21 protein-coding genes are annotated in these 21,378 nt (G+C 70.0%); 15 read left to right on the plus strand and 6 right to left on the minus strand.

What is annotated here, in order from left to right:
- The first annotated feature begins 29 nt into the window (after positions 1-29).
- Genes DFR74_RS19555 through DFR74_RS19565 form a run of 3 tightly spaced genes read left to right on the plus strand, consistent with a single transcriptional unit; the run spans position 30 to position 2,488 of the window.
- Positions 30-1,400, plus strand: a complete 1,371-nt coding sequence (locus DFR74_RS19555) for an FAD-binding oxidoreductase (RefSeq protein ID WP_067506864.1) — start codon at positions 30-32, stop codon at positions 1,398-1,400.
- Between the two features lie 34 nt (positions 1,401-1,434).
- Entirely contained in the window at positions 1,435-2,319 is an 885-nt protein-coding gene (locus DFR74_RS19560; RefSeq protein ID WP_067506862.1) for an SPFH domain-containing protein, read from the plus strand.
- 10 nt (positions 2,320-2,329) lie between these two features.
- The gene (locus tag DFR74_RS19565; protein WP_113975194.1) at positions 2,330-2,488 is read left to right on the plus strand and encodes a type II toxin-antitoxin system antitoxin; all 159 of its coding nucleotides are present in this window, start codon (positions 2,330-2,332) and stop codon (positions 2,486-2,488) included.
- Between the two features lie 57 nt (positions 2,489-2,545).
- Here the strand turns inward: DFR74_RS19565 and DFR74_RS19570 are convergent, their stop codons facing one another.
- Entirely contained in the window at positions 2,546-3,442 is an 897-nt protein-coding gene (locus DFR74_RS19570) for an SDR family NAD(P)-dependent oxidoreductase (RefSeq protein WP_067506859.1), read from the minus strand.
- Positions 3,443-3,485: 43 nt separating this feature from the next.
- Between DFR74_RS19570 and DFR74_RS36065 the strand changes: the two genes are divergently transcribed.
- Positions 3,486-4,079, plus strand: coding sequence for a TetR/AcrR family transcriptional regulator (locus DFR74_RS36065; RefSeq protein WP_067506856.1), 594 nt, complete (start codon positions 3,486-3,488; stop codon positions 4,077-4,079).
- Here the strand turns inward: DFR74_RS36065 and DFR74_RS19580 are convergent.
- Positions 4,076-4,930, minus strand: coding sequence for a class I SAM-dependent methyltransferase (locus DFR74_RS19580; RefSeq protein WP_067506852.1), 855 nt, complete (start codon positions 4,928-4,930; stop codon positions 4,076-4,078). The two genes, DFR74_RS36065 and DFR74_RS19580, sit on opposite strands and share 4 nt — an antisense overlap.
- Positions 4,931-5,262: 332 nt before the next feature.
- Between DFR74_RS19580 and rpsA the strand changes: the two genes are divergently transcribed.
- The 4 genes from rpsA (at position 5,263) to DFR74_RS19595 (ending at position 8,558) form a co-directional block, all read left to right on the plus strand.
- The gene (gene rpsA / locus DFR74_RS19585; RefSeq protein ID WP_067506850.1) at positions 5,263-6,732 is read left to right on the plus strand and encodes a 30S ribosomal protein S1; all 1,470 of its coding nucleotides are present in this window, start codon (positions 5,263-5,265) and stop codon (positions 6,730-6,732) included.
- Positions 6,733-6,834: 102 nt separating this feature from the next.
- Positions 6,835-7,068 carry a hypothetical protein gene (locus DFR74_RS35460; protein WP_147265855.1) on the plus strand — a complete coding sequence of 78 codons (234 nt, stop codon included), beginning with the start codon at positions 6,835-6,837 and terminating at the stop codon, positions 7,066-7,068.
- A 162-nt stretch (positions 7,069-7,230) separates the two neighbouring features.
- A complete protein-coding gene (locus DFR74_RS19590) occupies positions 7,231-7,929 on the plus strand; it encodes a TetR/AcrR family transcriptional regulator (protein WP_067506847.1) in 699 nt (232 codons plus the stop codon).
- The gene (locus tag DFR74_RS19595) at positions 7,926-8,558 is read left to right on the plus strand and encodes a TetR/AcrR family transcriptional regulator (RefSeq protein ID WP_067506844.1); all 633 of its coding nucleotides are present in this window, start codon (positions 7,926-7,928) and stop codon (positions 8,556-8,558) included. The genes DFR74_RS19590 and DFR74_RS19595 overlap by 4 nt, the downstream gene beginning before the upstream one ends.
- On the opposite strand, the gene DFR74_RS19600 is transcribed toward DFR74_RS19595, so the two are convergent.
- A complete protein-coding gene (locus DFR74_RS19600; protein WP_067506841.1) occupies positions 8,548-10,764 on the minus strand; it encodes an MMPL family transporter in 2,217 nt (738 codons plus the stop codon). The two genes, DFR74_RS19595 and DFR74_RS19600, sit on opposite strands and share 11 nt — an antisense overlap.
- 496 nt (positions 10,765-11,260) lie before the next feature.
- Between DFR74_RS19600 and DFR74_RS19605 the strand changes: the two genes are divergently transcribed.
- Both DFR74_RS19605 and DFR74_RS19610 read left to right on the plus strand, forming a co-directional pair.
- The gene (locus DFR74_RS19605; RefSeq protein ID WP_113975195.1) at positions 11,261-12,679 is read left to right on the plus strand and encodes an SPFH domain-containing protein; all 1,419 of its coding nucleotides are present in this window, start codon (positions 11,261-11,263) and stop codon (positions 12,677-12,679) included.
- Positions 12,680-12,756: 77 nt separating this feature from the next.
- Positions 12,757-13,200 carry a MarR family winged helix-turn-helix transcriptional regulator gene (locus tag DFR74_RS19610; RefSeq protein ID WP_067506772.1) on the plus strand — a complete coding sequence of 148 codons (444 nt, stop codon included), beginning with the start codon at positions 12,757-12,759 and terminating at the stop codon, positions 13,198-13,200.
- 57 nt (positions 13,201-13,257) lie between these two features.
- Here DFR74_RS19610 and DFR74_RS35465 read toward each other — a convergent pair whose 3' ends face one another.
- Entirely contained in the window at positions 13,258-13,470 is a 213-nt protein-coding gene (locus DFR74_RS35465) for a hypothetical protein (RefSeq protein WP_147265856.1), read from the minus strand.
- 363 nt (positions 13,471-13,833) lie between these two features.
- Between DFR74_RS35465 and coaE the strand changes: the two genes are divergently transcribed.
- Together coaE and DFR74_RS19620 are read left to right on the plus strand one after the other, a co-directional pair.
- The gene (gene coaE, locus DFR74_RS19615; protein ID WP_067506769.1) at positions 13,834-15,024 is read left to right on the plus strand and encodes a dephospho-CoA kinase; all 1,191 of its coding nucleotides are present in this window, start codon (positions 13,834-13,836) and stop codon (positions 15,022-15,024) included.
- 614 nt (positions 15,025-15,638) lie between these two features.
- Positions 15,639-16,073: a hypothetical protein gene (locus DFR74_RS19620; protein ID WP_228791446.1), complete on the plus strand. Its 435-nt coding sequence runs from the start codon at positions 15,639-15,641 to the stop codon at positions 16,071-16,073.
- Positions 16,074-16,137: 64 nt separating this feature from the next.
- Here DFR74_RS19620 and DFR74_RS19625 read toward each other — a convergent pair whose 3' ends face one another.
- Positions 16,138-16,662, minus strand: a complete 525-nt coding sequence (locus DFR74_RS19625) for a ribonuclease FAU-1 family protein (protein WP_067506765.1) — start codon at positions 16,660-16,662, stop codon at positions 16,138-16,140.
- Between the two features lie 271 nt (positions 16,663-16,933).
- Between DFR74_RS19625 and uvrB the strand changes: the two genes are divergently transcribed.
- The gene (gene uvrB / locus DFR74_RS19630; protein WP_067506837.1) at positions 16,934-19,105 is read left to right on the plus strand and encodes an excinuclease ABC subunit UvrB; all 2,172 of its coding nucleotides are present in this window, start codon (positions 16,934-16,936) and stop codon (positions 19,103-19,105) included.
- A gap of 23 nt (positions 19,106-19,128) precedes the next feature.
- On the opposite strand, the gene DFR74_RS19635 is transcribed toward uvrB, so the two are convergent.
- A complete protein-coding gene (locus tag DFR74_RS19635) occupies positions 19,129-19,599 on the minus strand; it encodes a VOC family protein (RefSeq protein WP_067506763.1) in 471 nt (156 codons plus the stop codon).
- Positions 19,600-19,664: 65 nt separating this feature from the next.
- On the opposite strand from DFR74_RS19635, the gene DFR74_RS19640 reads away from it, so the two are divergent.
- Together DFR74_RS19640 and DFR74_RS19645 are read left to right on the plus strand one after the other, a co-directional pair.
- The gene (locus DFR74_RS19640) at positions 19,665-20,531 is read left to right on the plus strand and encodes an AraC family transcriptional regulator (protein WP_067506761.1); all 867 of its coding nucleotides are present in this window, start codon (positions 19,665-19,667) and stop codon (positions 20,529-20,531) included.
- A gap of 393 nt (positions 20,532-20,924) precedes the next feature.
- Positions 20,925-21,377 (plus strand): universal stress protein, encoded by a 453-nt coding sequence (locus DFR74_RS19645; RefSeq protein WP_067506759.1) that lies wholly within the window; start codon positions 20,925-20,927, stop codon positions 21,375-21,377.
- The last annotated feature ends 1 nt before the right edge of the window (position 21,378 follow it).

Here is a 21,378-nt window from a genome sequence, read left to right on the forward strand (position 1 = left end):
CTGGCTTCGGCGCGGGAATCGTCGAAGCCATGACGAACGAACTTCCCGCATTCGACGGCCCGGTGTTCCGTCCGGGCGACCCCGGCTACGACGACGAGATCGCCGGATTCCAGACCGCTTACACCCACCGCCCCGACGTCGTGGTCGGCGCGCGGCGCACCGAGGACGTGCGCGCCGCCGTGGAATACGCCGCGCGTCGAGGGCTTCCGGTGGCCGTGCAGGCGACGGGGCACGGACTGTCGGTGGCGGCCGACGGCGGCGTGCTCATCAGCACCGCGCGGATGGACGCCATCGCCATCGACCCCGACGCGCGCACCGCGCGAATCGGTGCGGGCGTGCGGGCGGGCGCGTTGGTGGCCGCGGCCGCCGAGTACGGATTGGCTCCGCTGAACGGTTCCTCCCCCTCGGTGGGCTTCGTCGGTTACACGCTGGGCGGCGGAATCGGCTTGCTCGCAAGGAAATTCGGATACGCCGCCGACCATGTGCGGGAACTCGAGATGGTCACAGCGGATGGCCGGGTGCGCACGCTGCGCCCCGGTGACGTGCTGTTCGGCGCGGCGCTCGGCGGCGGCGGCAACTTCGGCGTGGTGACCGCGTTGACGACCGGACTCGTCCCGGTCCGCGCGGTCTATGGAGGGCAACTCGTATTCGACGCGTCCCGGGCCGCGGCCGCGCTGGAAGCGTGGCGGCACTGGACCCGGACGGTGCCCGACGAGGTGACCTCCACCGTCGCGATGCTGACCTACCCCGACATCCCGCAACTCCCGCCCGCGCTGCGCGGCCGCTTCGCACTGTCGATCCGCGTCGCGTTCCTCGGGTCGGCGCAGGAGGGCGACCGGCTCGTCGCACCCCTGCGCGCGGTGGGGGACGGCGTGCGCGACGACCTACGCGAGATGCCTTACACCGAGACGCACACGATCCACGCCGACCCGCCCGACCCGCACGCCTACTCGGCCACCAACGCGCTGCTCGACGACCTGAGCGAGGACGCGATCGCGGCGCTGTGGCGGGTGGCCGGACCCGAGGGCGCGGTGCCCGCCGTGCTCGACATCCGGCATCTCGGCGGTGCGCTCGGTGCGCCCGGGTCGGCGGGCAGTGCCGTGGACCATCGCGACGCGGCGTATGTGGTGCGCGCGATCACCATGGCCGCACCCGGTGACGACACCGCACCCGAGGGGCACGCCCTGATCCGGGAAGCGTTGGCGCCGTGGACGATCGGGCACAGTCTCGCGTTCCTCTACGGCGCGGGCGCGTCGGCCGGCGAGGCGCAGACCCGAGCCGGATACCGCGCCGCGACTTACGCCCGGTTGGCGGCGCTGAAGGCGGAATGCGACCCGCGCAATGTCTTCCGCTGCAATCGCAATGTCGCGCCCCTGGCCGGGGCCCGGAGCGTGTGCTAGCGTAGTGATATCACTCTGATACCGGGAGGATGTCATGCAACTCAGGCCCGCTCGTCACGTCAACGGCTTTCTCGTCCTGTTGGCCTGGCTGGTGCTCACCCTGTTCTTCGGCGCGGTCGCCGCGCTCGGATTCGTCGCCATGGCCAGGGACGGCAACGTCTCCGCGCTGATCGCGGCGATCGCGGCGACGGTGATCGTCGTCGTGCTTGCCCTGCTGGCGACGGGCCTGATCATCGTGAATCCCAACGAGGCCAAGGTCATCCAGTTCTTCGGCCGCTACATCGGCTCGGTGAGCGAACCGGGATTCTTCTCGGTCGTGCCGCTCACCGACCGCAAGAGCATCTCGCTGCGGGTGCGCAACTTCGAAACGCAGAAGCTCAAGGTCAACGACGCCGACGGCAACCCGGTGGAGATCGCCGCCGTCGTCGTCTACCGGGTGGTCGACAGCTTCAAGGCCGCCTTCGCCGTGGACGACTACGAGGAGTACGTGGAGACCCAGTCCGAGGCCGCGGTCCGGCACCTGGCCACCACGCACCCCTACGACGCGCACGACAAAGGCCGCACCAGCCTGCGCGACGGCGCCGAAGTGGCCGAGGAACTCACCGTCGAGCTGCGTGACCGCACGGAGACGGCGGGTATCGAGGTGATCGAGGCCAGGATCACCCACCTCGCCTACTCGCCGGAGATCGCCCAGGCCATGCTGGTGCGCCAGCAGGCGGCGCAGGTGGTGGCCGCGCGCGAGCAGATCGTGGACGGCGCGATCGGCATGGTCGGGCACGCGCTGGACCGGCTCGCCGAACAGGGCATGGTGGAACTCGACGAGGAACGCCGGGCCGCGATGGTGTCGAACCTGCTGGTGGTGTTGTGCAGCGACCGAGCCACCCAGCCCGTCGTGAACACCGGCACGCTCTACCACTGAGCCGCTGATCATGGTCGAACGCAAGAAGCTGCTGCTGCGCCTCGACCCGGCCGTGCACGAGGCCATGGCGCGGTGGGCCGCCGACGATCTGCGCAGCATCAACGCGCAGATCGAGTACGCCCTCCGCCAGGCGCTCGAACAGGCGGGCCGAAAGCCGACGAAGGACTGACCGCGTCGAAACCCCTGGGCCGCATCACTTTCGAGTGGTGCGGCCCTTTCGATGTCCTCAGCGCGCGAGTTCGGCGACCAGCGCGACGCTGTCCTCGTAGAGCGCGCGCTGGGTGTCGCGGTCGTAGGACGCCGTCGAGGAAGGGCGCTCGGCGCGGCCGACGAAGTGGCGGCCGGTGGTGCCGGCAAGGGCCGGATCGGTCACCAGCCGGGCGAGGTCCGCGCCCGAGCGCGCGGGAGTGCGGACGCCGGGGAGTGCGACCAGCGCGCGGGCGACGGTGCGCCACAGGGCGCGCGTGATCGGGCTCGCGTCCCTGGCCAAGCCGGTGCCGGGCATCAGGCCGGGGTCGAACGCGTTGACCGTCACGCCCTCGTCGGCCAGGCGGCGCGCCAGTTCGTAGGTGGTCAGCAGGTTGGCCAGTTTCGAGGTGCTGTAGCGGCGGCGGCCGTCGACGTGCGCGGGCTCGGTCGGGGCGGGCGGCCGGGCCAGGTCGCGGGCCGACACCGGCAGCGGGTGCGGCATTCCGGTGAACCGGCCGGGATCGTGCGTTCCCGAGGTGACGAATACGACGCGGGCCGGCGCCACCAGGTCGGGCAGCAACGCCTGGACGAGCGCGAAGTGCCCGAGGTGATTCACTCCGAACGTGGCCTCCACGCCGTCGGCCGTGTGGACGCGGCGCGTGAACTGCACGCCCGCGTTGCACACGAGCGCGCGCAGCGGTGGGAGGTCCGCTGTGCGCAGGGCGGTGGCGAACTCCGCGATCGAGGCGAGTGAACCCAGGTCGAGTGGCAGTCCGCGCACGCCGATCGCGGTCGCCTCCCGTGCGACGTGCTCCGGATCGCGGCCGGTGATCACGACCGTCCATCCGGGGTCGGCGGCCAAGGCGGTGGCGCAGGCGCGGCCGAGACCGCTTGTGCCGCCGACGATCACGACAGTTCTGGCATCAGGTGTCATATGGCATAGTCTGCCATTTTATGCCATGCGTGACAATGCTGGCATGTCGACGGCACCCCTGTCCCTGCGGGACCGCAAGAAGCAGCGCACGCGCCGGGCGATCGCGGACGCGGCGCTGCGGTTGTTCGCCGAGCGCGGCTACGACGCGGTGACCGTCGCCGACGTCGCCGCCGCGGCCGAGGTCGGCACCCGCACGCTGCACCGGTACTACAGCGCCAAAGAGGAACTGCTCTTCGCCGAGGACGACGAGCTGCGCGCCGAACTCGCCGAGTTGCTGGCCGCGCGCCCGCGCGACGAGACCGTGGAGGCCACGCTCGGCGCGGTCGTCGGCCCGCTGACCGCCCGGTTCGCCGACCACCTCGACGCCCTGCGCGTGCGCGACGCGATCATCGCCGCCCATCCCGCGCTGCGGGCCCGCGACCTGGCCAAGCGCGCCGCGATCGAGGAACTGCTGGCCGCGCACCTCGCGAGCCGGACCGGCGGGGACCGGCGCGATGTGGGCGCGCGGCTGTGGGCGAAGGTCGGCCTGGCCGTGTTCTTCGCGGGCTATGAGACCTGGCTGGAGCGAGGCGGGGACCTCGCCGCGCGGGTGCTCGAGGCCCGCACGGCGTTGCTGGACGGGTTGGCGGCGGGTTAACCGGCCGGCTTCTCCGTGACGAAGATGGCGGTGCCGGGGAAGATCTCGCCGCGCAGCGGGCTCCACTGGCCCCACTCGCGGTCGAGCCATTCCGGCCAGTCGGGTTCGACGATGTCGAGCAGCGTGAGGCCGGCCGCGACGATCTCGCGGACCCGGTCGCCGATCGTGCGATGGTGCTCGACGTAGGTCGGCACGCCGTCGGCGTCCACCTCTACATAAGGGGAACGGTCGAAGTAGGAGTTGGTCGCGACCAACCCTTCGGGGCCCGGGTCGTCGAGGAAGATCCAGCGCATCGGGTGATTGACCGAGAAGACCCAGCGCCCGCCCGGCCGCAGCACGCGCGCCACCTCCCGCATGACCAGCGCCGAATCCGCGACGAACGGCACCCCGCCGAACGCCGAGCAGGCCAGGTCGAACGAGGCGTCGGCGAAGGGCAGCGACTCCGCGCCCGCCTGCACCAGCGGCACCCGCGGCCCGCCCGCCGCCATCGCGGCGCGACCGCGCTCGAGCATGGCCCGCGACAGATCCAGCCCGACCGGGTGCGCGCCCTGCCCGGCGAGCCAGCGCGCGCACGGCGCCGATCCGCAACCCACCTCGAGAATCCGCTTGCCCGCCAGGTCCTCGCCGAGCAGACGCATATCGCCCTCGTGCAGTCCCTCCGGGCACCAGATGAACTCGCCCTCGGGGGAGTCGACGCCGAGGAAGTCGGCGTGGGTCTGGTGGTACTGGTCCGCGTCGGCGTCCCACCAGCGACGGCTGGCCGACTCGCTGGCCGCCGAATCCACCCGTACGCGGGCCGGACGGGAGGCGCCCAGCACTTCATATGCCTGCGCGTGACGATCTTCGGACACGGCCGAGAGCTTATCGGCGGCGCGGGTGCGCGGGTCCTCCGGCGTGGCGCGCGAATCCCCCGGCGTGGCGTGCGGACCGGTTTGCCCGCGCGGACCAAGGTCGCGTACGCTGAACGCGCGAGTGTCTGCTGTGCCACGTCACGCCGTGCCGAAGTATCGATCTACCGACGTTCAGCGTACTGAAACAACAAGGCGCCCGTGCTGGGTTTCACCGGCAGGCGAGTGCGGTACGTTCCTATGTGTCCGTCGTCGCATCGTCGCGGTGATCTCGCAGCGTACCGAAAGTTCCAATGTCCGCAACCGACCACAATCCGTCCGGAGCAAACCGACACATGCCCACCACCGTCACCTCGCCGCAGGTAGCCGTCAACGACATCGGCTCCGCCGAGGACTTCCTCGCCGCCATCGACGCCACGATCAAGTACTTCAACGACGGCGACATCGTCGAAGGAACCATCGTCAAGGTCGACCGCGACGAGGTCCTGCTCGACATCGGTTACAAGACCGAAGGCGTCATCCCCTCTCGCGAACTCTCCATCAAACACGATGTCGACCCGAACGAGGTCGTTTCCGTGGGTGATGAGGTCGAGGCCCTCGTTCTCACCAAGGAGGACAAGGAAGGCCGCCTGATCCTGTCGAAGAAGCGGGCGCAGTACGAGCGTGCGTGGGGCACCATCGAGGAGCTCAAGGAGAAGGACGAGGCCGTCAAGGGCACCGTCATCGAGGTCGTCAAGGGCGGCCTGATCCTCGACATCGGCCTGCGCGGCTTCCTGCCCGCCTCGCTCGTCGAGATGCGCCGCGTCCGCGATCTCCAGCCCTACGTGGGCAAGGAGATCGAGGCCAAGATCATCGAGCTGGACAAGAACCGCAATAACGTGGTCCTGTCCCGCCGCGCCTGGCTCGAGCAGACCCAGTCCGAGGTCCGCAGCGAGTTCCTGCACCAGCTGCAGAAGGGCCAGGTCCGCAAGGGTGTGGTCTCCTCCATCGTCAACTTCGGCGCATTCGTCGATCTCGGCGGTGTCGACGGCCTGGTGCACGTCTCCGAGCTGTCCTGGAAGCACATCGACCACCCGTCCGAGGTCGTCGAGGTGGGCAACGAGGTCACCGTCGAGGTCCTCGACGTCGACCTGGACCGCGAGCGCGTGTCGCTGTCGCTCAAGGCCACCCAGGAAGACCCGTGGCGCCAGTTCGCCCGCACCCACGCGATCGGCCAGATCGTGCCGGGCAAGGTCACCAAGCTCGTTCCGTTCGGCGCGTTCGTCCGCGTCGAGGAGGGCATCGAGGGCCTGGTGCACATCTCCGAGCTGGCCGAGCGCCACGTCGAGGTGCCGGACCAGGTCGTGGCCGTCGGCGACGACGCGATGGTCAAGGTCATCGACATCGACCTGGAGCGTCGCCGGATCTCGCTGTCGCTGAAGCAGGCCAACGAGGACTACCACGCCGAGTTCGACCCGTCGAAGTACGGCATGGCCGACAGCTACGACGAGCAGGGCAACTACATCTTCCCCGAGGGCTTCGACCCCGAGACCAACGAATGGCTCGAGGGCTACGACAAGCAGCGCGAGGAGTGGGAGAACCGCTACGCCGAGGCGGAGCGTCGCCACAAGATGCACACCGCGCAGATGGAGAAGATGGCGGCCGACGCCGCGGCCGAGGCCGCGAACGGCGGCGGCGCGTCGAACTACTCCTCCGAGAGCGGCGCGCAGACCAGCTCCTCCTCCCAGGCCGAGCCCGCCGGCGGGTCGCTCGCGAGCGACGCCCAGCTGGCCGCCCTGCGGGAGAAGCTCTCCGGCAACGCCTGATTCGGGCAAAGCATCACCGAAGGCCCCGGTCCCACGCGGACCGGGGCCTTCGGGCTTTCTCGGGTAGGGTGCTCCGGGGATCGAGTGAAGGGGAGGGTCGTCGTGAACTACGCGGGTCCGCAGTGGGGAGCGCAACCGGGATACCCGCCGGGGGCGTATCCACAGCAGCCGGGTTATCCGGGCGCGCCACGGATGCCGGGCGGTGCACCGTATCCGCCGCGGCGGGGGTCGACGGGAAAGACATTGGCGCTCATCGTGATTCCGCTGGTGTTGGTGCTGCTCGCCGGGGTGGGCGTGGTCGCCGCGGTGCTGGCCGCGCCATTCGGACGCGGCTGATCCGTCACGATCCGCGCGCCCGGCCCGTGAAGCTCGGTCCGCAGCGATGAGCCTGCCGACGACGCCGAACACTCCGAGTTCATCTCTGAACCCAGTGCATAAACTACACGCCGTTCAGTAACTGCACCGGTGGTAGTAGTCGCACACTGTAGAGTGTCAAGGGTGGTCGAAGTGAAGAACCGCAGGGAGCGGTTGCGCGCCGAGGCGACGCGCGAGATCAAGGACATCGGCCTGCGCCTGCTGGCCGAGGGCGGGCCGGACGCCATCACACTGCGCGCCATCGCCCGCGAGATGGGCATGACGGCCGGGGCGCTCTACGGCTACTTCGCCACCCGCGACGACCTGATCACCACCCTCATCGCCGACGTCTACGCCGGCCTGGTGGACCGGCTGGAGGCCGCACGCGACGCGGTGCCCGAAGCAGATCCCGCCGGGCGCATCGTGGCGTGGGGTGAACAGGTGCGGGTGTGGGCGGTCGCGCACCCGGCCGAGTTCCGGTTGATCTATGGCGATCCGGTGCCGGGCTACCATCCGCCGCCGGGCGGGCCCGCGCGCGAGGCGGAACTGCGCGCGTGCGAAGGTCTGGTGGGACTCGCGGCCGCCGCGTGGCCCACGGCCGCCGCCACGCAGACCCTCGGCGACCCGCGGTGGACCGATTTCGACGAGAGCTTGGCCGAGCACGTGCGCGAGGCCTTTCCCGGCCTGCCCCCGGCCGGGCTGGCCCTGGCGTTGCGCATGTGGGGACGGATGCACGGACTGGTCGCACTGGAGGTGTACGGACACTTGACGCCGCAATCGCAGGATCCGGCGAAGCTTTTCCGCGCGGAGATGCTCGACCTGGTCCGGGGGATGGGACTGTGACGACCGTGCACCGTCAGATGCCGGCGACGCTGTGGGAGCGCCGCAAGATCGAGGCGATGAGCCGCATCCAGCGGGTGGCGCTGGACTTGTTCGAGGAGCACGGCTATCGCGAGGTCACGGTGGAGCGGGTGGCCGCCGCCGCGGAGGTGTCGCCCAGCTCGATCTACCGCTACTTCGGCACCAAGGAAATGCTCGTCCTCTACGACGAATCCGATCCTCGGGTGCTCGAGGTGCTGCGCACCACCGGTGACGGCGAAGTCCTTCCCGTCGACGAGATGATCGCGCTCGCCAAGCCTCTCGTGGCCCCGATGCTGGCCGCGCTGCTCACCCCCGACGCCGAGCGTCGCATCGCGCGCCGCCTGCGGCTGATGCGCGCCTTCCCGGAGGTGAAGGACGGGCAGGCCAAGCAGATGCGCGAACTCGAAGAGCAGTTCCGCGCGCTGTTCGCCGAACGCAGCGGGCGCGAGGCCAACGATCTCCAGGTCCGGATGATCGCCTCGATCGTCGTGTGGGGCGGCGTCTCGGCGCTGGAGCATTGGGCCGCAAAGGATTTCGACGGCCGGCTCAGCGATGTCTACGCCGAGGCGGTGGATTCGATCATCCGGGCGATCGAAGCCGTCATCGGCTGACGGCGGGTGTGCGCAGGGTGGGCAGCCACCAGTTCCAGCGGCCGAACAGTCGCATGAACGCGGGTACCAGCACCATGCGCACCACCACCGCGTCGATGGTGATGGCCACCGCCAGCGCGAACCCGATCTGCTTGAGCTCCAGCACATCCGCGGTGACGAAGCTGGCGAACACCGCCACCATGATCGCGGCCGCCGCGGTGATGGGGCGGGCGGTGCGCTGCATGCCCTCGGCGACGGCGGCGGTGTTGTCGGGCTCGCGGTCCCACGCCTCCTTCATGCGGCGGATGAGGAACACCTCGTAGTCCATCGACAGCCCGAACAGCACCGCGAACACCAGCATCGGGAGGAATACCTGCACGAAACCCGTGCTCTGGAACCCGAGGACGGATTCGCCGATGCCGTTCTGGAACACCGCGACCGTGATGCCCAGGGCCGCGCCGGTGGCCAGCAGGTTCAGCGCGATCGCCTTGACCGCGAGCACGATACTGCGGAACGCGACGATCAGGAAGGCCAGCGACACCGCGAGCACCAGCGCGATGAGCAGCGGGAACCGTTCGGTGATGCGGTCGGACACGTCGGCGAACACCGCGGGCGTGCCGCCCAGGAGGATCTCGGCGCCCTCGACTTCGGTGGCGCGCGAACGGATGTCGTCGACCAGCTGCGAGACCGACGGCGAGTCGAACGATTCGGTGGGCACGACCGTGAGCATCCAGCGGCCCGCCGACGGCAGCGAGATGACGGTCTCGACGCGCGGGTGGTCGGACAGTTCCCGGGTGAACGCCTGGATGTGCGGCTGGGCTTCGGCGGTGAGGGCCGTGTCGCCGGGACCCGTCGCGACGACGGTGATCGGGGCGAGCAACCCGGGCCCGAATTCCTCGCGTACGAGTTCGGTCGCCTGGCCGCTGGGGCGCTCCGCCAGCGCCCCGATGCCCATATCGATGCCGTACTTGATCCCCGTGAGCGGCAGCGCGGCCGCGGCGAGCAGCGCGACGCCGAGCGTGCCGAACAGGACCGGCTTGCCCATCACGGTGCGCGTCCAGCGGGCCCAGGAACTGGCGGCCGCCGCCGACGGGGTGAGGGCCGGGCGCAGGCGGGCGGGCAGCGCGCCCTTGTGCACGGCGGGGCCGAACATCGCGAGCAGCGCGGGCAGCAGCGTGACGGCGGCGGCGAGCGTCCCGCTGACGGCGGTGATCACGCCGATCGCGATGCCGTTGAGCATCGTCAGGCCCACCACCGCCAGTGAACTCAGCGAGATCATGATGATCAGGCCCGACGCGAGCACGGTGCGGCCGGTGGTGTCGAGGGCCAGGCCCACGGCGCGGTCGATCTGCGCGCGGTCGGCGCGGTTCCGCACGCCGAGCGCGGCCATCTCCTCGGCGAACCGGCTGACGATGAACATGGCGTAGTCGATGGCCGTGCCGGTCGCGATCATGACCGCGACCGAGAGCGTCAGCGTGTCGAACGCCAGGAACGTCGACAGTCCGAACAGCGCGCCGATCGCTGCCGCGATACCGGCGGCGGTGACCGTGATGGGCAGGGTGGCCGCGGCGACCGCGCCGAGCGCGAGCACCAGCACGACGGCCGCGACGGGCAGGCCGATGGCTTCGGCGCGGCTCATATCGGCGGTCTCGGTGGCCATCAGATCGGCCTGGATGGGGCCGTAACCGGTGACGGCCAGGGTGATATCGCCGCCGGAGAGCGCGGTGACGGCGGACTGTAGTTCGGTCGCGGTCGCGACCCGCGCGGCGATATCGCCCTCGAGGCCGAGCAGGGCGAGCGCGGTGTGCCGGTCCTCGGAGATCTGGCGGGCGGCGTCGCCCTGGAACGGGCCGAGGGTGGCGACCACGCCCGGGGTCGCGCGGGCGGCGTCGAGGGCGCGGTCCACCGCCGCGCGGAACTCCGGCGCGTCGGCGGTGTGGGTCGGGGAGTGGACCACGATCACGTCCTGCTCGACGCCGTACTGCGAGAAGTGTTGCGCCACAAGCTGATCGGCTTGGTCAGAGACCGATCCGGGCACCGCGTAATCGGGTGCGCCGAGCCGGTCGTGCAGCAGGGGATAGGCCGCGCCGCCGAGCACCACCAGCAGCAACCACACCGCGACGACGATCCGCCGGTGCCGCGCCATCATCTGGCCCCACCGACCGAGGGCGCCGAGAGGGTGCGGCTCCGACCGCGTCGGTTCTTCGATCAAGGTCGGCTGCGACATGATTCCCCTCCGGTAAGGCATTTCTGATAGTGACTATCAGGTCATTGGTCAGAGTATGTGTGTCGAGTAACAACAGGCAAGAGCGTGGGCGTTGTGACGGGCAGCACTTGATGCCAGGTGGGGCATCACCGCACGTGGGGTCCGTGGCGCGAGGCGGGCGGGGGTCCTCGGTGGTGAGGAAGTCGAGATGACCGCCTGCCGGTCCATCGGATCGGGTGGGTTCGGAGTCGGCGAGCGCCGGATGTTCGCCGGGCATGCATGGTCAGTGCCGGAGGGCGCTCGGGTGCGCAGAGCCGAACCGGTCGTCGGGATCGCGGCCTGTCGGCTCGCGCACGGTCCGCGCGCGGAGGGAGCGTGGGGTGACGGTCGGGATCGCGACCGGGGGTCGGGCACGGTCCGCGCGCGGGTGGAGCGTGGTAGCGAAACCGTATGGACCACGGGTTGCCCGGCCGTGAAATCTGTTGGGAGCGCATAGGTTTGCCGGTAGTGTGCGCTCATGGGGAATCCGGGTAAGAACACCTATCTCGACCAGGTCGTCGCGCAGCAGTCGGCGTTGGAGGACGACTTGCGGGCGCGTCGGTCGCCGAGCGGCACGTCGGTGGCGGTCGCGGCGCCGGCGGCGGCTCCCACGCCCGCCGGTGCGCCGCCGCCGCGACCGCGGGGCGCGCTGGGCAAGCGCGCCGAGCGGATCGGGGCGGCGCCGCAGCAGGCCGGCGGGGCGGGGCCCGTCGAGGTATGGGTGACGGGATACTGGCGCCGGCGCACGGTCCTGGTGCCGCCCAACGCTTTCGTGGTGCACACCCGGCGCGGCCGCAAGGAGCCGCTGCACATCGGGCTCGGCGTCTCGTTCCGCTACAACCCGTCCACCGACGCGTACCTGGTGGTGCCGGGTGCGATGCAGACCATCCTGATCAACGCCTACTGCATCTGCCGCGAACTGCAAGGCGTGCTGGTCCAGGGCTACGTGCAGTGGATCATCGAGGATTTCGCCACCGCCTACCGCAAACTCGACTTCTCCGACGCCGAGGAGCCCATGCGGCTGGTCAATATCCAGCTGCGCGAACAGGCCGAGGCCGCCATCAAGGACAAGGTGTCCACGATGGGCGTGCGCGATGTGCTCAGCGACAAACAGCCCATCATCGAGGAGCTCACGGCGCGGCTGCGCGAGGTCGCCGAGGGCAGCGCGGACGGCGACCGCGGGCTCGGGCTGCGCATCGTCACCGTGCAGATCAAGGAGGCCGTGGTCAGCTCCGGCACACTGTGGGAGAACCTCCAGAAGCCCTACCGCACCGAACAGAACCAGCTCGCCCGGCTCGCGGAACTGCAAGCGCAGGAAGTCATTTCGGCGCGCGAGACGCAGGCGCACCGGGCCGCCGAGGAACGCCGCATCGAGAACGAACGGGAACTGGCCGAGCTGCGTGCCCGGCACGAGTCCGCGCGCTTCGACCGCGAGACCGCCGAACGGATGCGCCGCACCACCCGCGAACACGACGACGAACGCGCCGTCGCCGAACTCGCCAACCAGACCGCGCTGCACGCCCTGCGCCTGGAACGCGAGAAGCACGCCGAGCAGGTCGAGAACCTGCGGTTGCGCGAGGAACTGCGCAGGCTCGAACTCGACGCCGAACTGGCGCTCGACGAGGCGCGGCAGCGTTCCGAGCACGAGGGCAAGATGCTGGCGCTGGACCGCGCCCGGCGCCGCGTCGACAACGACAACGCGCAGAACGAGGCCAATGTGCGGGCGGCGCTGGTGGCGAATCTGCCGGAGATCGTGTCCAAGCTGCCCGCGCCCGCGGAACTGAAGACCTACCAGCTGGGTGGTGACCTGTCCGGCCTCGGCGCGCTGCTGGCGCAGTTCACGGCGCTGCTGGAATCGTGGTCGGAGCCCGGGAAGGGCGAAGAACGCGCCGGCTGAGCGGGGCGGGGGTGACGGCCACCAGGTTGATTGCGCACAATGGAATGGGTGGTTACCGTCGAGTAGGAGGTGGTGTCGTGTCGGGGCTCGAGGAACTGCAGCTCGACAACCAGGTGTGCTTCGCGCTGTACGCCGCCTCGCGCGCCCTCACGCGGCTCTATCGTCCGTTGCTGGACGACTTGGGCCTCACCTATCCGCAGTACTTGGTGATGCTCGTGCTCTGGGAGCGGGACACGGTGACGGTGAAGGGGCTGGGGGAGGCGCTGGACCTCGACTCCGGCACGCTCTCCCCGTTATTGAAGCGCCTCGAATCGACCGGATTGATCACCCGCGTGCGGTCCTCGGAGGACGAGAGGTCGGTCATCGTGCAGCTCACCGAGGACGGTGTGGCGTTGCGCGACCGGGCCCAGCACGTGCCGAGGCGGCTGGCCGAGGCCACCGGCCTCGAGCGGGACGAGCTGGCCGATCTGCGGGCGCGGTTGCGCGGACTGGCCGACACGGTCGGCGGCGCCCGCCACTGAGCCGGGACGCACGAGAATGGCCCAGCCGGGGCGGCTGGGCCACTGCGTGCGGACAGCTCAGTTGGCGGCTGCCGGTACCCACGAGGTCGCGGCCACGGCGGACCGTTTGCGCATGGCCGCGAAGCTGTGCCGGGCCGGACTGATCAGCGCGGTGAACCACGAGCGGCGGTGCTCGGCGAGCGCGGCCGCGACGGCGGGGATCTCGATGCAGTGCACACCGCCCGCCATACCCAGGCGGTGGCGACCCGTCTGGTTGATTCTGGTGCCCAATGGTGTTCCTTTGCTTGCTGGTTCTGGCCTCGCCACGGCGAAGATTAGCCGAACGAAAGTGCTGTGCCGTGTATTTTGCGGAAGTAATTGCCTCGGCGTGTCGGAAAGTTACCGTGCGCGAGGGGTGCCGCGCCGGAAATGTTGCGAATCGGTCTCGGCCGCGTCACGGATCGGGCAAACAGGGGCAGCGGAGGTGAATTTGCCGGTGCGACTGGGTAATCCGCCCGGTTGTAGCCGTCGCGGTGCAATTCGCGCCGGGCGGCCGGGCGCGGTGGCCCCGGTCGGGGGCGCGCCCGGCCGCCCGGCGAGCGTCGGCCGACGGGTGCGCGGCGGGGGCGCGGCGATGGATGCGAGACTGGGCCGATGTTGCGGATCGGCCTCACGGGAGGCATGGGAGCGGGCAAGTCGACGGTGGCACGTGTTCTCGCCGAATGCGGTGCGGTGCTCATCGACTCGGATGTGATCGCCAGGGAGGTCGTCGCGCCGGGCACCGACGGCCTCGCCGCGCTCGTGGAGGCGTTCGGCCGGGGCATCCTGGCCGCCGACGGCAGCCTGGACCGGCCCGCGCTGGCCGCCGTGGCGTTCGCCGACGACGAGGCCCGCGCCACACTGAATTCCATCACCCATCCGCGCGTCGGAAAACGCACGGCGGAATTGATTTCGGCGGCGCCCGCGGATGCCGTGGTGGTGCAGGATATTCCGCTGCTGGTGGAAAACGGGTTGGCGCCGTTGATGAATCTCACCGTGATCGTCGACGTGCCCGCGGAAACGCGAATTCGGCGGCTCGTGGAATTCCGCGGAGTCGCCGAAGCCGATGCGCGCGCGCGAATTGCCGCGCAGGCCACCGACGAACAGCGGCGCGAGGTGGCCGACGTATTGCTCGACAACAGCGGCGAGCCCGGCGCGGTGGACGCGGCGGTGCGGGAGCTGTGGGAGCGGCGCCTGGTGCCGTTCGAACGCAACCTGCGCTCCGGGACGGTCGCGGCGAGCGGCGGGTACCGGCTGGTGCCGCACGACCCGGAGTGGGAGGCGCAGGCGCGCCGGCTGATCGCGCGGCTGTGGGTGGCGTGCGGGCCCGCCGCGCGCGGCATCGAGCACATCGGTTCCACCGCGGTGCCCGGGTTGCCCGCCAAGGACATGCTCGACATCCAGATCACCGTGGCCGATCTCGACGCCGCCGACGGGGTGCGCGACGCGCTCGGGGCCGCTGGCTTCCCGCTGAAACCGGATGTCACCCACGACAACCCGAAGCCGACCGCGGACGACCCCGACGGCACCGACCGCGCGCTGTGGGCCAAGCGCCTGCACGGCAACGCCGACCCGGGCCGTCCCGCCAACGTGCACATTCGCGTCGACGGCACGCCGGGGCAGCGCTTCGCCCTGGCCTTCCGCGACCGCTTGCGCGCCGACGCCGACCTGCGCGAGGAGTACCTGGCGGTGAAGCGGGACGCCGAGGCGAAGGCGAGCGGACTCACGGGCGAGGCCGCGGGCGACGCGTATTACGCCGTGAAGGAGCCGTGGTTCGACGAGGTATACCGGCGTTTGCTCGGCTGAGAATCCGGTGGCGCGCCGGGGAATTGCGCGCGGCTTGCGCGTAATTCCTTGGCGGCGGCCCGCTCCCGGATGCGCACCGGCGACAGTTGTTTCAGTGGAATGGATTCGGTGCGCGCGAGTGGTCCCGATCACGATCGCGGTCGTGGACGCATGATCAATTCCGCGGGTGTCCGGTGAGTGGCGCGGAATCTGTCGGCGGGTGGAATTCGCCGGCGCGGACGGGGAGTGGCGCGGCCGGTGCGTCGGCCCGGGTCTCGGCTCCTGCGTGCTGTGGCCGCCACTCGCGCGCCGCTGCCGAGGTTGCAGAGTGATCCCGCCCGGGGACAGCGGGCCGAAGGCGAGCGCGACACCGCGGACGGCCGCGCGCTCGTCGCCATCTCGGCCCCGGGAGCCCTGCCGGCGTCGTGGCCTGCCCGCCCGGGGGTTGCGCCGCGCTCGCCCGTCTCCGTGTCGCCAGACCGCGTGGTCTGCGATCTCGGCCGCACCGCGCTCCCCATACCCCCTGATCAGCGCCGTGAAACGCGGATATTTCAGAAATTGCCGTGCGGTTGCGTTCGACTGTGTACCGTTGCGCCCACCCACGGTGAAAGTGGGTAGGGAGCACAGGAAGTTCGATGAGCATGACAGCACCACACCGCCCGTTGCGCCGCGCCGGTTTCGGCCTCACCGCCTTCGGCGCGATGACCGCCGTCGCGGTCCTCACCGCACCGCACGCCTCGGCGTGGGTCGGCAACCTCGAGGTGTCCGGCAAGGATCACACCGTGGGTTGCACCTACACGCTGACCGCGTCGGTCGAGGTGGACCGGGTCTCCACGGTGAAGTTCACCGACAACGGCAAGGAGATCCCCGGCAGCCCCGTCGCCCCGTCGCTGCTCAGCAACAAGGTGAGCATCAAGTGGACCCCGTCGACCCCGGGCGCCCACAAGCTCGAGGCCAGGCAGATCCTGATCAGCGACTCGATCACCGTCCAGGTGGCCGAGGGCGCCAGTTCCGGCAGCGCGGGCGGCTGCGGTGGCCTGCTCGGCGGGCTGATCCCCGGGTCGTCGTAGCGGCACCGCGCGCAGTCGAGGGCGATCGCCCGGCGGAACCCCTTGCCGCCGGGCGATCGGCGTGTCAGCGCCAGGTCAGCGTCAGGCCCAGCGATTCGGTCCAGCGGTCGAAGGAGTGGCCGTGGGCGGCGATCCCATCGATGGCCGCGGTGGCGTGCTCGATCGCCGCCTGCGCCTCGGCAGCGCCGAGCAGGCCCTGGGCGTGCGCGGCCAGCAACTCGTCCACGTCGAGCAGTTCGGTCTCGCGTTCGGAGCGCACCACGATGTCGAGGTAATGGTCGATCGAGCGCCAGCGTTTCGGCTCGATCTCGGTGAACTCGCCGATGTCGAGGTAGTAATCCTGATCACGGTGGTGGATCGGGTTGTAGTGGAAGACCGTGGCGCGCAGCGAGAGTTCGGGCAGCAACCAGGACTCCATGTAGTGGAACTGCGGATGATCGGCGGTCCGTGCCATGTACAGGCCCCACGGCTCGACGTGATAGCGCTCGACCTCCCGCACGAAGCCCTTGGGGTCGGTGTTGGTCAGGCTTGCGACATCGAAGTATTCGACTTTGGGCCGGTGGACGTCCGGTGCGGGTGCCTGTGTCATGTCATCAGAATCTACCGTCGCGCCCGCCGCGTCGAGCGGTGCGCGGATCGGATCCCCGCCGCGTGCGCCCGGTAATTGAAAATTGCAATTTCTTGATTTGCCAATTGGTAGCTGATGTCGATAGCCTGTGCGCGGCCCAGGCACGCGTGTTCCTCATCGGTATCCGCTCCGCCGCGAGTGGGGCCGGGCGGGAGGGGAGTTCGGCCCCACTCGCCGGGTGTGTCCCGTGGTCACGAGGAATCTGTCGGTGCCCGCGCCTACCCTGGACGACATGGCTTTCGCTACCGAGATGCCCGCTGGTGGGCAGACACCGCTCGCGCACTCCGAGTTCCGCCCCGTCGGCGACGTGGAGCGCGCCGACGGGCAGTTCCGCGTGGTCAGCGAACACGAGCCCGCCGGCGACCAGCCCGCCGCCATCGCCGAACTCGAGCGCCGGATCACCGCGGGCGAACGCGACGTGGTGCTGCTCGGCGCCACCGGCACCGGCAAATCCGCCACCACCGCCTGGCTCATCGAACGGTTGCAGCGCCCCACGCTGGTGATGGCGCCGAACAAGACGCTGGCCGCGCAGCTGGCCAACGAACTGCGGGAGATGTTGCCGCACAACGCCGTCGAGTACTTCGTCTCGTACTACGACTACTACCAGCCCGAGGCCTACATCGCCCAGACCGACACCTACATCGAGAAGGACAGCTCGATCAACGACGACGTCGAGCGCCTGCGCCACTCGGCCACCTCGAGCCTGCTGTCGCGGCGCGACGTGGTGGTGGTCGCGTCGGTGTCGTGCATCTACGGCCTCGGCACGCCGCAGTCCTACCTGGACCGGTCGGTGCAGCTCGAGGTCGGCACCGAGGTGGATCGCGACGCCCTGCTGCGCCTGCTGGTCGACGTGCAGTACACCCGCAACGACATGGCGTTCACCCGCGGCTCGTTCCGGGTGCGCGGCGACACGGTGGAGATCATCCCGTCCTACGAGGAGCTCGCGGTCCGCATCGAGTTCTTCGGCGACGAGATCGAGGCGCTGTACTACCTGCACCCGCTGACCGGCGACGTGGTGCGCAAGGTCGACATGGTGCGCATCTTCCCGGCCACCCACTACGTGGCGGGCCCGGAGCGCATGGCGCGCGCGGTGGGCGATATCGAGGCCGAACTCGAGGAGCGGCTGGCCGAACTGGAGCGCCAGGGCAAACTGCTCGAGGCGCAGCGGTTGCGCATGCGCACCCAGTACGACCTGGAGATGATCCGCCAGGTCGGCTTCTGCTCCGGCATCGAGAACTACTCGCGCCACATCGACGGCCGCCCGGCGGGCTCGGCGCCCGCGACGCTGCTGGACTATTTCCCCGAGGACTTCCTGCTCGTCATCGACGAGTCGCACGTCACGGTGCCGCAGATCGGCGGCATGTACGAGGGCGATATGTCGCGCAAGCGCAACCTGGTCGAATACGGGTTCCGGCTGCCCTCGGCGGTGGACAACCGCCCGCTCACCTGGGAGGAGTTCGCCGACCGCATCGGGCAAACGGTGTACCTGTCGGCCACGCCCGGCCCGTACGAGCTGGGGCAGACCGGCGGCGAGGTGGTCGAGCAGGTCATCCGCCCGACCGGCCTGGTCGACCCGCAGGTGGTGGTCAAGCCGACCAAGGGGCAGATCGACGATCTGCTGCACGAGATCCGGCAGCGCACCGAGCGCGACGAACGCGTACTCGTCACCACGCTCACCAAGAAGATGGCCGAGGACCTCACCGACTACCTGCTCGGCCTGGGCGTGCGGGTGCGGTACCTGCACTCCGAGATCGACACGCTGCGCCGCGTCGAACTGCTGCGCCAACTGCGGCTGGGCGAGTACGACGTGCTGGTCGGCATCAACCTGCTGCGTGAGGGTCTCGACCTGCCGGAGGTCTCGCTGGTCGCGATCCTGGACGCCGACAAGGAGGGCTTCCTGCGCAGCAGCACCAGCCTCATCCAGACGATCGGCCGCGCGGCGCGCAACGTGTCGGGTGAGGTGCACATGTACGCCGACACCGTCACCGACTCCATGCGTCACGCCATCGAGGAGACCGAGCGCCGCCGCGCCAAGCAGATCGCCTACAACGAGGAGCGCGGCATCGACCCGAAGCCGTTGCGCAAGAAGATCGCAGACATCCTCGACCAGGTGTACCGGGAGGCCGAGGAGACCGAGGTGGAGGTCGGCGGCTCGGGCCGCAACGCCAGCCGCGGCAGGCGCGCCCAGGGCGAGCCGGGCCGCGCGGTGAGCGCGGGCGTGTACGAGGGCCGCGACATCAAGTCGATGCCGCGCGCCGAACTCGCCGACCTGGTCACCGAACTCACCGCGCAGATGATGAACGCGGCCCGCGAACTCCAGTTCGAGCTCGCGGGGCGCCTGCGCGACGAGATCGCCGACCTGAAGAAGGAACTGCGCGGCATGGACGCCGCCGGACTGAAATGAGCGCCGGGGGACCGGCCGGGTGCTCAGCCCTGGCCGGCCATCCACTCGGTGACCCGCCGGTCGGCCTCCTCGCGGGAGACGTCCTCGACGCGGGTCATCACGGCCCAGCGGTGGCCGAACGGGTCGATGATCACGCCGTAGCGGTCACCGGTCACGAAGGTCTGCACCTCTTCGGCCAGTCGCGCCCCGCGTTCCACGGCGCGCTGCACCGCGGCGTCCACGTCGGGGCAGTAGTGCACGATCGAGGTGTGCACCCAGCCGTCCTGCGGCGCGCGAACACCGTTGTCGGGCATCGGCACTCCGAGCTGGAGCGTCGAGTCGCCGAGCTTCAGCTCGGCGTGGGCGGGCTGGCCGTCGGGCAGGTCGAAGCGGCTGATCACCTCCGCGCCGAACACCTCGGCGTAGAACTCGATCGCCTTCGCGGCCTCGGCGACCGCCAGGAAACACGTGATCGAGTGGTAGCCCTCGGGGATCGGATTCACACTTGCTGTCATGGGATCGACTCTCGCAGGATGCCCGCCGCCGATCTTGTAAGAACGCGACAACCGGGGCGGCGCCCGTGACGGCCGACGACCGCACCGCGCGCGAGAGCGACAAGGGCATCCTGCATCCGGGCGAGCAGGCCCGGCACCGCAGCCTGCACCGGCTGGCGCCCGGCCCGGTCGTGGGCGAGTTCGTCGAGTGGTACTGGGTGGTGCGCTGGGATCTGCGCGGGCAACCGCTCTATAGGGCCGAGGTACTGCCGTTCCCGTGCGTCAACGTGAGTTTCGAGAGTTCCGAGCAGCGCACCGGCGGCTTCGTGAACGGCGTCTACACCACCAAGTTCACGCGGGAGCTGACCGGACTGGGCACCACGTTCGGCGTGCGGTTCCGCGCGGGCGGGTTCGGGGCGTTCACCGGCGTGGACGTGGGGTCGCTGCGCGACCGGGCGGTGCCGCTGGGCGAGGTGTTCCCCGACGCGGGTGACCTGGTCGGAGAGGTGCTGTGCGCGGAGTCCGACGAGCGTAAACGCGCGCTGGTGGAGGCGTACCTGGGCGGGCGCATCGGGCGCGCCGAGGACGACACCTATCGCCTGGTGCGGCGCATCGTGTACGCGATGGAGCACGATCGCGCCCTCACCCGCGTCGACCAGGTCACCGAGCGGTTCGGCGTCCCGGTGCGCACGGTGCAGCGCATGTTCCGCCGCTACGTGGGCGCGGGGCCCAAGTGGGTGCTGCGCCGCTACCGATTGCAGGACGGGGCGCAGCTGCTCGCGCGCGGCCGGGTCGCCGATCTCGCCGCGCTCGCCGTGGAGCTCGGCTATTTCGATCAGGCCCATTTCTCGCGCGAGTTCACCGCGGAGATCGGAATGCCGCCGCTGGAGTACGCGCGGCATTCCCTGGCGGCCGCGCGGGATTTGCCGGTGCGCGCCGAGGCGGTGTCCTGAATCCCGCGATAAAGGGGCCGGGCGAATTCCGTTCCCCGCGCCGACTCGGTAAAGCCCGCGGCAACGCGACTGGTCAAGGGCCCAGGAGCCCCGTTCGTCAAGGCCCTGCGACCCTTCGTGTGATGAATATCCCAGGGGCGCAAGAACGTTCGCCTCGCTTGTGAAATATCACAGGAATCGGCGCCGGAATTGGAATCGGCGCAGGTAGTCGTGGCCACGCGCCAATGCGGCCCACCCCGGGCGCGGCGAATGCCCGACATCGCGGAGTGTGATGTGTTGCGATTTCTGCTGTTTCCGGTCCGTTTGCCGCTATGGTCGGACCAGTCGCCGCGCCGGTGCCCGACTTCGCTCGACGCCGGACGCAGGCACCCGACCCGCACAGTTGGAGGAGAGATGACCGCCTACCGGACGATTGTCGTCGGCACCGATGGCTCGGATTCGTCGTACGTAGCCGTCGAGAAGGCCGGGGCGCTGGCAGCCGACGCGGACGCCACCCTGATCGTGGCCTGCGCCTACTACCCGACCGACGACCGTGACGTCGCCGCCGCGGCCGACGTGCTCAAGGACGAGGCGTACCAGGTGCGCGGCTCCGCGCCCACCAACGAGATCCTGCGCACCGCGCGCGACAAGGCCACCGCCGTGGGCGCGAAGAACATCGTGGAGCGCTCCATCGTCGGCGAGCCGGTCGAATCGCTGCTGAACCTGGTCAAGGAAACCGAGGCCGACCTCCTGGTCGTCGGTAACCGCGGCCTGAACACCCTGGCCGGCCGCCTGCTCGGCTCGGTCCCGTCCGACGTGGCGCGCAAGTCGCGCTCGGACGTGCTGATCGTTCACACGGTCCGCTAAC

The organism is Nocardia puris (genome assembly GCF_003315035.1).
In the GTDB taxonomy this organism is placed as follows: domain Bacteria; phylum Actinomycetota; class Actinomycetes; order Mycobacteriales; family Mycobacteriaceae; genus Nocardia; species Nocardia puris.